Origin of the sequence: Pedobacter kyungheensis (genome assembly GCF_000812965.1) — a bacterium.
Taxonomy (GTDB): Bacteria; Bacteroidota; Bacteroidia; order Sphingobacteriales; family Sphingobacteriaceae; genus Pedobacter; species Pedobacter kyungheensis.
Window position 1 is genome coordinate 61191 of the sequence record NZ_JSYN01000038.1, and the last position, 10958, is coordinate 72148.

At 41.2% G+C, this 10958-nt stretch carries 8 protein-coding genes; 7 read left to right on the plus strand and 1 reads right to left on the minus strand.

All coding sequences use genetic code 11. The features are described 5' to 3' along the window. Positions 1–311 precede the first annotated feature (311 nt). From dnaE to OC25_RS24330, 6 genes are all read left to right on the plus strand, one after another. Positions 312–4745 (plus strand): DNA polymerase III subunit alpha, encoded by a 4434-nt coding sequence (gene dnaE / locus OC25_RS24305; protein WP_039482138.1) that lies wholly within the window; start codon positions 312–314, stop codon positions 4743–4745. 149 nt (positions 4746–4894) lie between these two features. Then, on the plus strand, positions 4895–5215 hold the full coding sequence (gene trxA, locus OC25_RS24310; protein ID WP_039482143.1) for a thioredoxin: 321 nt from the start codon (positions 4895–4897) through the stop codon (positions 5213–5215). A 150-nt stretch (positions 5216–5365) separates the two neighbouring features. Continuing rightward, entirely contained in the window at positions 5366–6580 is a 1215-nt protein-coding gene (locus OC25_RS24315; RefSeq protein ID WP_052266430.1) for a PQQ-dependent sugar dehydrogenase, read from the plus strand. A gap of 237 nt (positions 6581–6817) precedes the next feature. Further along, complete coding sequence (locus OC25_RS24320) at positions 6818–7735, plus strand: DUF58 domain-containing protein (protein ID WP_039482147.1); 918 nt, start codon at positions 6818–6820, stop codon at positions 7733–7735. Between the two features lie 73 nt (positions 7736–7808). Continuing rightward, the gene (locus OC25_RS24325) at positions 7809–8273 is read left to right on the plus strand and encodes a peroxiredoxin (protein WP_039482150.1); all 465 of its coding nucleotides are present in this window, start codon (positions 7809–7811) and stop codon (positions 8271–8273) included. 2 nt (positions 8274–8275) lie between these two features. Continuing rightward, positions 8276–8794 (plus strand): DsbA family protein, encoded by a 519-nt coding sequence (locus tag OC25_RS24330; protein WP_039482153.1) that lies wholly within the window; start codon positions 8276–8278, stop codon positions 8792–8794. Between the two features lie 187 nt (positions 8795–8981). Here OC25_RS24330 and OC25_RS24335 read toward each other — a convergent pair whose 3' ends face one another. After that, positions 8982–9440 (minus strand): hypothetical protein, encoded by a 459-nt coding sequence (locus tag OC25_RS24335; RefSeq protein WP_039482156.1) that lies wholly within the window; start codon positions 9438–9440, stop codon positions 8982–8984. Between the two features lie 426 nt (positions 9441–9866). Here OC25_RS24335 and OC25_RS24340 point away from each other — a divergent pair, with 426 nt between their 5' ends. After that, a complete protein-coding gene (locus OC25_RS24340) occupies positions 9867–10667 on the plus strand; it encodes an energy transducer TonB (RefSeq protein ID WP_039482159.1) in 801 nt (266 codons plus the stop codon). Positions 10668–10958: the final 291 nt, after the last annotated feature.

Here is a 10958-nt window from a genome sequence, read left to right on the forward strand (position 1 = left end):
CGTTGTAAAATAACCCCGATAGGAGTGGTAGCTGCCGGCTTCATGCCGGCACTACAAACGGATAGCGGGGCTGAATGCTCCGATGAAAAACAAGACCAACCGTTTCAAAAAAATACTAAGCATTTAAGCCACCTTAACAGCTATTATTTTTATTTGTAGACCTATAAGGTTTTTAAAACCTTATAGGTTTGTTTAGGTTAGGTCTGTTTCGTCATTTTTTGTTGATAATTTACTGACAACTTCCGCTATCAAATTCCTTATTTTTGAAGAACCGTTATTATTCTTAAACGGCTAATTCTTTACCGCACTATATGTACTTAATTTTTGATACCGAAACCACTGGTTTGCCTCGTAATTACAACGCACCCATTACCGATACGGATAACTGGCCACGTTGTATTCAGATTGCCTGGCAGCTGCACGATGAGATGGGGAGATTGGTTGAACATCAGGATTATCTGGTAAAACCGGAGGGATTCAACATCCCGTACGATGCCGAAAGAATTCACGGTATTTCTACCGAGCTGGCAGCAGAGCAGGGAATTGGTTTTGACGAAATGCTGGCCAAATTTAACGAGGTTTTAAACAAAGCCAAGTTTATTGTAGGGCAGAATGTTGGCTTCGATGTAAACATTATGGGTTGCGAGTTTCACCGTTTTGGTGTAGCCAACCGCCTGGCCGAAATGCCTGTTTTAGATACCTGTACCGAAGTTACCGCACAGCTTTTGCAATTGCCGGGAGGTAGGGGCGGAAGATTTAAACTGCCTACGCTAACCGAACTGCATTCCTATTTATTTGGCGTTCCGTTTAGCGAGGCGCACAACGCAACCGCCGATGTTGAAGCTACAACACGTTGTTTCTTAGAACTGGTAAAAAGAGAAGTTTTTAAAAAGGAAGAGTTACAGGTAGATGTTGAATATTTTCCGCGTTTCAGGGAAATAAACCCGGGTTTAATTGAAGGTGTTGGTTTAACGCACATCAACTTAAAAGCGGCATCTGACGAAATCCGCAAGCGCATTCAAAAAGCCGAAGGTGGTGGTATTTCTAAACAGGAACTTGCCGGTAACAGGCAGGAGCTTGCCGCTGCAACCTTTGTGCATTTACACAACCATACGCAATTTTCGGTATTGCAAAGTACCATTAGCATTTCCGATCTGGTAAAAGCAGCAGCGGCACAAAAAATGCCTGCCGTAGCCATGACCGATCATGCCAATATGATGGGGGCTTTCCACTTTGTAAACAACGTACTTAATCATAATAAAGCAGCCGAAGCCAAAAATGCTGCGGCAATAGAGGCCGGCGAACGCCCAACCGAGGTGGTAATGACGCCTATTGTTGGGGTAGAGTTTTTTGTTTGTGCAAACCACTTAGACCGTACCGCAAAAGACAATGGCTACCAGATGGTATTGCTGGCCAAGAATAAAAAAGGTTACCATAACCTGGCCAAAATGTCGTCTATAGCCTATACCAAAGGGTTTTATTATGTGCCGCGTATCGACAGGCAGATTATTGAGCAATACAAAGAAGACATTATTGTTTTATCGGGTAACCTGGGCGGTGAGATTTCGAACAAGATCTTAAACATGGGCGAAACCCAGGCAGAAGAAGCACTGATCTGGTGGAAAGAAATGTTTGGCGACGATTTCTACCTCGAGGTAATGCGCCACAACCAGGAAGATGAAGACCGGGTAAACGAAACATTAATTGCTTTAGCCCGTAAACATACCGTTAAGCTGATTGCGACCAACAATACTTATTATGTAAGTAAAAAAGATGCCAATGCGCACGATATTTTACTTTGCGTAAAAGATGGAGAAAAGCAGGCCACACCAATAGGCCGCGGCCGGGGTTACCGTTATGGTTTACCTAACCAGGAGTATTATTTCAAATCGGCTGATGAAATGAAGGCGCTTTTTGCCGATCTGCCCGAGGCGATTTTAAATATTCAGGATATCCTGAATAAGGTTGAGACCTATAAACTCGCCCGCGAGGTACTCTTACCTAAATTTGATATTCCGGAAGAGTTTCTGGTTGCCGAAGACGAAACCGATGGCGGCAAACGTGGGGAGAACAAATTTTTAAGGCACTTAACTTACGAAGGTGCCAAACGCCGCTACGGAACTTTAACCGACGACGTAACCGACCGACTTGATTTTGAGCTGGCAACCATCGAAAAAACGGGTTATCCGGGTTATTTTTTGATTGTGCAGGATTTTATTGCCGAGGCACGCAACCTGGATGTATCGGTGGGGCCGGGCAGGGGATCTGCTGCCGGATCGGCGGTGGCCTATTGTTTGGGCATTACCAATATTGACCCGATTAAATACGATCTCCTTTTCGAGCGTTTCTTAAATCCCGACCGTGTATCCATGCCCGATATCGATATCGACTTTGATGATGAGGGTCGTGGCCGGGTAATGGATTATGTAATTAATAAATATGGCGCCAATCAGGTAGCACAGATTATTACTTACGGTACCATGGCAGCCAAATCGTCTATCCGCGATACGGCACGGGTGTTAGATTTACCATTGTTTGAGGCCGATAAAATTGCCAAGCTCATTCCGAATATGAAGCTGGCCAAAATCTTTAACCTCGACGAGAAAAGTTTAAAAGATGCTTTACGGCCTGATGAGTATGAGAAAGTTGTAGAGCTGAAAAACCTGGGCAGCCAGAAAGATTTAAGTGCCGAAACCATTCAACAGGCACAGGTTTTAGAGGGCTCGTTGCGGAACACAGGTATTCACGCCTGCGGGGTAATTATTACGCCGAGCGATATTACCAACTTCGTTCCCGTATCGGTAGCTAAAGATTCTGATTTATATGTTACCCAGTTTGATAACTCGGTTGTAGAGAGCGCCGGTTTATTAAAAATGGACTTCCTGGGGTTAAAAACCTTAACCCTGATTAAAGATACCGTGAAACTGGTAAAGAAAAGGCACCAGATTGATCTCAATCCCGATAATTTCCCGATTGATGATGTAATGACCTACGAGCTTTTCCAGCGTGGCGAAACCATTGGTATTTTCCAGTACGAGAGTCCGGGTATGCAGAAGTACATGAAAGAGCTTAAGCCAACGGTTTTCGACGATTTAATTGCCATGAACGCTTTATACCGCCCGGGACCGATGGAGTACATTCCGAGTTTCGTTCGCCGTAAAAATGGCGAGGAAGAAATTAAGTACGATTTGGATGCCTGTGAGGAATATTTAAAAGAAACCTACGGGATTACCGTTTATCAGGAGCAGGTAATGCTTTTATCGCAAAAGCTGGCCGGCTTTACCAAAGGTGAGGCCGACGTTTTGCGTAAGGCCATGGGTAAGAAACAGAAAGATGTACTCGATAAAATGAAGCCTAAGTTTGTAAAACAAGCTTCGGAAAAAGGTCATGATGCTACTGTTTTAGAGAAAATTTGGAAAGACTGGGAAGCATTTGCATCTTACGCTTTTAACAAATCGCACTCTACCTGTTACGCCTGGATTGCTTACCAAACTGCTTATTTAAAGGCACACTATCCGGCCGAATACATGGCTGCGGTACTATCCAACAACATGAGTGATATTAAGCAGGTGGCTTTCTTTATGGAAGAGTGTCGCCAGATGAGTGTTACCGTATTGGGCCCTGATGTAAACGAATCTGAACTTAAGTTTTCTGTAAATGCAAAAGGCGAGGTCCGTTTTGGAATGAACGCGGTAAAAGGGGTAGGTGAAAAAGCAGTAGAAAGTATTATCGAAGAAAGAACCAATAATGGTACCTATGCCAGTGTGTACGATTTTGCCAAACGTTCCAATACCCGTATTGTAAATAAAAAAGCTTACGAGAGTTTTGTATACAGCGGTGCTTTCGATGCTTTTGGCGGGCACAGGGCGCAGTATTTTTATATTGGTCCGCACGATAAAATGAACGGTATTGAGAAGATTATCAAGTTTGCCAACGATTTCCAGAACAATGAGAGCACTTCGCAGGCTTCGTTGTTTGGTGGTTCGAAGGCCGATCTGATTTTAGAACCTTCGTTACCGGTTTCGCCGGAGTGGGCACTAATGGACAGGCTCAAATATGAAAAAGATGCCATCGGGATTTTCCTTTCAGGGCACCCATTAGATAATTATAAGTTAGAACTCGATAAATTTTGTACCCATAACGTTAAACAGTTAAGCATTATTAACAAAGTACGTATGGGCGATAGTAACGAAGATGTGCTGGCCGAATTTGATAAACTGAAAAACCGCGAGCTTTGTGTGGGTGGTTTAGTGGTTACCGCATCGCAGCGGATTACCAAAACCGGTAAACCCTTTGGTACCTTCGTTTTCGAAGATTATGATGATGCTTCGGAAATGGCCCTGTTTGGTGAGGATTTCCTGAAATTTAAATCATTTTTAACAGAAGGATATTTCCTGCAGATCAGGGGCCGGGTTGGCGAACGTTTCGGTAAGGCCGGTGATTGGGAATTTAAGATTACCGCAATTAACCTGATGTCTGAACTGCGCGATAAACTGGCCAAGAGTCTAACCATACAACTGCCTATTGAAAGGGTAAACGATCAGTTGATGCGTGAAATTGAAGCCATATTAGCAGACAATAAGGCAAACTCTGAGCAGCAAAACTGCCAACTTAACTTTGCCGTTTTTGATAGCGAAAAACAGATTATGTTAGATCTTCCATCAAAAAACCTTAAAATAAACCCGAACAATAAGTTTCTTGAACAATTATTGGGTTTGCATGTTGTTAACTATAAGTTAAACTAGCGTTAGGCGCTTAGCGTTTTGGTACATCTAAACGCTAAGCGCTTGTCGCTCCACGCGCTACGCTTTGCTCAAAGAAATGTCAAATTGGCATTACAGAATTGGTGGCATTACAATTGAATACATATATTTGAACATAAAAAAAATTAATTATGGCATTAGAAATCACAGATGCAAACTTCGAGGAGCTTGTATTAAAATCAGATAAACCCGTATTAGTAGATTTTTGGGCAGAATGGTGTGGCCCTTGTCGCATGGTTGGTCCAGTAGTAGAAGAGATCGCTAAAGAATATGATGGTAAAGCGGTAGTTGGAAAAGTAAACGTTGATAACAACCCTCAAATTTCGATGCAGTTTGGTATCCGTAACATCCCTGCTTTATTATACTTTAAAGGTGGCGAAGTGGTAGACAAACAAGTTGGTGCTGTTCCAAAATCAGTATTGGCCGAAAAATTAAACAAGCAACTGGCTTAATAAAGGTTGAAGGCAAAAGGTAGAGGGTTTAAGGAAAACCCAAAGCCCGGGTACTTCACTAATAATATTACAAAAACCCAAGTTCATTTAATGGATTTGGGTTTTTTTATGCAGACTTATTTTTGTTTCTTTAATAAAAAACTAACAATCATGACTATTAACTTAATAAATAACAAAACTTTAGGCGTTTTATTAACGGGTTTAGCATTAAACTGCGTAAATATGGCCTGCGTTTCGGCGCAAAATCCTGTCGAAACCAATGCGCCATCGGCCGATTATAAGCCAGCCTTTGCCGGACAAACCAGAATTGCCGGTGTAAAAACCAAAGCCGCGCTTGATGTTTCGGTAATTAACGAAAAATTAGAAAACCCATGGGCTATATCCGTACTTCCTGATGGTCGTTTTTTAATTACCCAAAAACAGGGCACCATGGTTATTTTAAACGCCGATGGTAAACTGAGCAAAAAGATTACCGGTTTACCCAAGGTAGATCCATCAGGTCAGGGCGGTTTACTGGATGTAACTTTAGATCCTAACTTTGCCAAAAACAGGATGGTTTACTGGGCCTATTCAGAGCCTCAGGATAAAGGTGTTTTACTCGCTATAGCCAAAGGAAAACTGGCTGCAAGTGAAACTGCAATAGAAAACCAAACCATTATTTACCGGGCTACACCAGCTTATAATGGTAAATTGCAATACGGATCGCGTATAGTTTTTGATAAAAACGGCAACTTGTTTGTAAGCACCGGTGAGCGTTCAGGCAACGATATCCGTATGCAGGCACAGTATTTAAATTCTTCATTGGGTAAAATTTTACACCTTACTACCGATGGTAAGGCCGTGGCCAACGGTCCGTTTGCAGGTAAGGCCGATGCCCGCCCCGAAATTTATGCGCTGGGCTTGCGTAACCCTGATGGTTTAGCCATTAACCCACAAACCGGCGACTTATGGGAAGCAGAATTTGGTCCTAAAGGGGGCGATGAGGTAAACATTATTAAACCAGGTAAAAACTACGGCTGGCCCGTTATTACTTACGGTACCGAATACAGTGGTAAGCAGGTAGGCGATGGCATCCAGCAGAAAGAAGGTATGGAGCAACCGGTTTACTATTGGAACCCAAGTATTTCGCCTGGTTGTATTGCATTTTACAACAGCAACAGCATAGCCGAATGGAAAGGCAATTTATTTGTAGGTGGTCTGGGTGGTTCGCACATCATTCGCCTCGTAATTAAAAACGATAAAATTGTGGGTGAAGAAAGGTTATTAGAAGGTAAAGGTGAGCGTTTTAGGGATATGGTAGAAAAAGATGGCGCACTTTATTCGGTAACCGATAACGGGCATTTATACCGCATCGCGAAGAAATAGTATTTGATAAGGTTGTTTGGTGAGCCACCAAACAAGGAATACAAAGTGTTTGGTATGCTTCCAAACAAGGCATACATGTTACCCCGCAGGTTTAAAACTTGCGGGGTATTTTTTGTTACTCCGGGTAAACCTCGCAGGTTTTTAAAACCTGCGAGGTTTGGATATGCGAAAATTTAAAACCTGCGAGGTTTTGATTAACGGAAAGGTTTTTTATAAATCTTTTATTAGCTTTACGCAATGCAGGCAGTAAACTACGAAAACGAAACAAGCTACGGTAATTTAGAATTGCTTGCCCGGCAGGTAGTAGAAGGTTTTATTACCGGTTTACACAAAAGCCCTTTTCATGGTTTTTCGGTTGAATTTGCTGAACACCGCCAATATAACAATGGCGACAATGTTAAAAATATCGATTGGAAACTCTATGCAAAAACGGATAAACTCTACAGCAAGCGCTTCGAAGAAGAAACCAATCTGCGTTGTCAGTTCGTAATCGATGCTTCTTCGTCGATGTACTTTCCCGAGCCTAAAAACAATAAGCTCATTTTTGCTATACAGGCTACTGCATCGTTAATGTATCTGCTTAAAAAACAGCGCGATGCTTTTGGACTAAGCTTTTTTACCGACGAGATTTTGTTAAATTCTCCGGCAAAATCGACCACCGTACACCAGAAGTTTTTATTTGCCCAGTTAGAAGAACTGCTGCAAAAGCCAAAAGTTAACGCGCAGACCAATTTAAGCGAATCGTTGCACCAGGTTGCCGAGCTGATTCACAAACGTTCGTTGGTAGTTATTTTCAGCGATTTGTTTAACACCGAAACCAGCACCGAAAAAACCGATCAGTTTTTTGATGCCTTGCAGCACCTTAAATTTAATAAGCATGAGGTGGTGGTTTTTAATGTAGTTGATAAAACCAAAGAAGTAAATTTCGAATTCGAAAACCGCCCATACCAGTTTATCGATATGGAAACCGGCGAAACCATTAAGGTGCATACCAATCAGGTTAAAGAAAATTATACCGCTGCGGTAGCCGCTTATCGCCAGCAAATTGCTTTAAAATGCGCCCAGTATAAAATTGATTTGATTGATGCCGATATGAATGAAGGATTTTATCCTGTGCTGCAAGCTTATCTCATTAAAAGGCAAAAGCTAGGCTAATCTTACTTAAGGCAAACAACAGATAGGCAACGCTGTTAATATCCATACACGATTTAAATTTAAACTCCATAATATGTTAGAAAAAGGCACTATAGCTCCCGATTTTGAATTGAACGCTACGCCCGATCAGAAAATAAAACTCAAAGATTTTAAAGGCAAAAAAAATGTAATCCTGGCTTTTTATCCTGCCGACTGGAGTCCGGTGTGCAGCGACCAAATGGCGCTTTACAACGAAATGCTTAAATACTTTACTAAACACGATGCGCAGATTTTTGGTATATCTGTAGATAGCACCTGGTGCCACCTGGCGTTTGAAGAAAACCGCAAACTACACTTTTCCCTATTGGCCGATTTTGAACCTAAAGGCGCTGTTGCTAAAGCCTATGGGGTTTACGACGAAAAAACCGGAACCAGTGAAAGGGCACTTTTTGTAATTGATAAGGAAGGTAAAATTGCCTGGAGTTATTTATCGCCCATAGCAGTTAATCCTGGTGCCGATGGCATATTAGAAGCTTTAGAGGAACTTGACCCGCAATAATTATGAGCACATTAAAACCCGAAGTTAACAGCAACGATCATATTCAGGGCGATGATACCGCCAGTGTTACTATAGTAGAATTTGGCGATTACCAATGCCAGTTTTGTGGAGATGCTTATCCCATTTTAAAAGAAATTGAAGAGACTTTTGGCCGTCAGATTAGATTTGTCTTTCGGCATTTCCCATTAGCCAATGCACACCAGTATGCTGTTCCTGCAGCGCTGGCAGCCGAAGCAGCAGGCCTGCAGGGTAAATTTTGGGAAATGCACGATGCCCTTTTCGATAACCAGTATCGCTTAAACGGCGACTTATTTGATGAACTGGCCGAAACCATTGGTTTAGATCTGGAAAGGTTTCAACAAGACAGTATTTCTGATGCACTCAGAGAGAAAGTGGAGAATGATTTTGACAGCGGTGTACGCAGTGGCGTAAACGGAACCCCTTCATTTTATGTAAACGGAACCAAATTTGATGGCGGTGTAACCGATCTGTACCAGATGCTTAAAGAAAGTACGACGTAACAATTTTTACTGTAATCTCCCAGGACACAGTAAGTATTTCTTTTCCTAAAAGATCGTCATGCTGATCCGATAGCTATCGGATTTGCTTCAGCATCTTTTCAATTCAGGAGACCCTGAAATATCCCTCCAACTGACCGGGCGGAAATCTGATAGCTATCGTATCGGCGTGATGATGAAGCGCTATCTTTTAATCAAGAGTGAAGTTAATATTCATTGTATATTTGACACGGATATCTTTGATCTCATGCACTTCACAGTCATGCATGGCTAAAAGTTGGGGGATAGAGATTGTGTGATTAGGTTTAAGATTAATCTTTTGCTTGATTTCATAAGCTTTATTGCAGCCCTTAGCCGCGTCACCATCCAGACAAAAGGAAATGTCGGTAATTATTTGTTTGGTTGTGTTTTTGAATGTGATTTGGGCAAATGTTCTTGAATTACTATCGCGCGTATACTTAAGCGTTTTTACATAAACAGTATTTTGCTTGTTAATGGTATCATTTGACATTGGTTTTAAATGTTGATGTTTTTGGGCTGCTACCTTATCCTTCTTTACGGGATTGTGTTGATTGCTTGTTTCCTGTAATGGCATTTTCAAGACTCCGTAGCAGAGCATCATTAGTATTCCTAATGCTTTAGCGATCATAATTTGAGCTGTAGTTATTTTAGCAGCTGTAAGTTATTGCTTTTTTCAAAATAATCCTACTGCAGAATTTCAAATAAAAAACCTCATGTATTTTGCAATACATGAGGTATCAGATAAGGGTAACCGGAAAACTAAAAAACTAATTATGAGTTTTTAGAATTTAACAAAATAGAAATCGCTTCGTGTTTTGTTATTTCAAAGGTGCACTTCAATTATGAAGTTTTAGTGAAGAAACCTTCACCTTAGGTTTATTGCATTATTGATGTTACAAGCAATTGATTGGGCTTGCATAAGAGATTGATTAGTAGATCTTCATTCCCACGAAAGTAAGAATCTCAACTCCCTGGTTGGTGCTTCAGAAATTTATTTAAAAAATTAAACAGGTACTAAATCAAATGATATATTTACGCCTTAAATATATAAACAATGAATTATCGCAAACTCATCGCATTAAGTGTATTATTCTTATTGCTATTTACAACCATGCCAACTTTTGCCCAAAATGCGGCAGATTCTACAACTAAATCGCTAGCCCTTCAGTTGAAAGGATTTTATAAATATTTAGGTGCAAACGTAAAGTATCCTGGTAAAGCGCAGATGCAGAATTTGCATGGCATCACCATTTTTCTACTCAAGGTAGAGAACGGCCAGATACAAAACATAGAAACCGCTTTGGATTTAGAAGGACTGAGTGAAAATGTTAAGACTTTAATTTCAGCATATACCGAGCTACCTAAAACCATGAATGGGAAATATAGCCTTGGTGTTAGGTTTAGGATAGGAGATAGCCCAAATGCGCAAGTTGATGAGAAGGCAATTATACCAGCTGATTATATTAAAATTCCTGATATGACTATAATGGTATCAAGTCCTCCGCGGTCTCAAACTGCACCCGATATTAATACTTATGGAATTGAAGAAGTAGATACACCACCTAATTTTCCTGGCGGATATCAGGCGCTTCAGGAGTACTTCTATAAAACCATTAAGTATCCTGCCGAAGCCCTGAAAAATAAAGTAGAGGGAAGAATTTATTTTAGTTTTAAAATAGATTATGATGGCAATGTTAAGAATGTAAAAGTATTAAGAGGTTTAGGAGCTGGTTTGGATGAAGTAGCAAAGGATGCGATGCAAGATTGCCCAAAGTGGAATGCCGCTACGAAAAACGGCCAGACAGTGAGTACCAAGTTTAGCTATTTTGCAGAATGCAGGTTGCCTAATCCGTAACGTAAAAATGAGCCTGTCGAAACGCTTATGGTAATTTCGGCAGATCCTTCGACAGGCTACCATTGACAGACCCTATAAAAAAATCGTCATTTCGACTGAAGCCGCCCGGTTTTTCGCCGGTGGTGGCGGAATGGAGAAATCTATTTAGACAGATTTCTCGACTACGTTGCACTCCGCTCGAAATGACGCCCCAGGAAGGACCAGTCATTTATATTGGTTTTTATACAATAAATTACCCTCAGGATCACATCCTAATGGGTTATTACAAATTACCTCTCAACTCTTGTTCTC

What these genes read in the sequence shown, in the direction of transcription:
- dnaE (WP_039482138.1), top strand. Translation starts at nt 312, where the DNA reads ATGTACTTAATTTTTGATACCGAAACCACTGGTTTGCCTCGTAATTAC.
- trxA (WP_039482143.1), top strand. Translation starts at nt 4,895, where the DNA reads ATGGCATTAGAAATCACAGATGCAAACTTCGAGGAGCTTGTATTAAAA.
- OC25_RS24315 (WP_052266430.1), top strand. Translation starts at nt 5,366, where the DNA reads ATGACTATTAACTTAATAAATAACAAAACTTTAGGCGTTTTATTAACG.
- OC25_RS24320 (WP_039482147.1), top strand. Translation starts at nt 6,818, where the DNA reads ATGCAGGCAGTAAACTACGAAAACGAAACAAGCTACGGTAATTTAGAA.
- OC25_RS24325 (WP_039482150.1), top strand. Translation starts at nt 7,809, where the DNA reads ATGTTAGAAAAAGGCACTATAGCTCCCGATTTTGAATTGAACGCTACG.
- OC25_RS24330 (WP_039482153.1), top strand. Translation starts at nt 8,276, where the DNA reads ATGAGCACATTAAAACCCGAAGTTAACAGCAACGATCATATTCAGGGC.
- OC25_RS24335 (WP_039482156.1), bottom strand. Translation starts at nt 9,440, where the DNA reads ATGATCGCTAAAGCATTAGGAATACTAATGATGCTCTGCTACGGAGTC.
- OC25_RS24340 (WP_039482159.1), top strand. Translation starts at nt 9,867, where the DNA reads ATGAATTATCGCAAACTCATCGCATTAAGTGTATTATTCTTATTGCTA.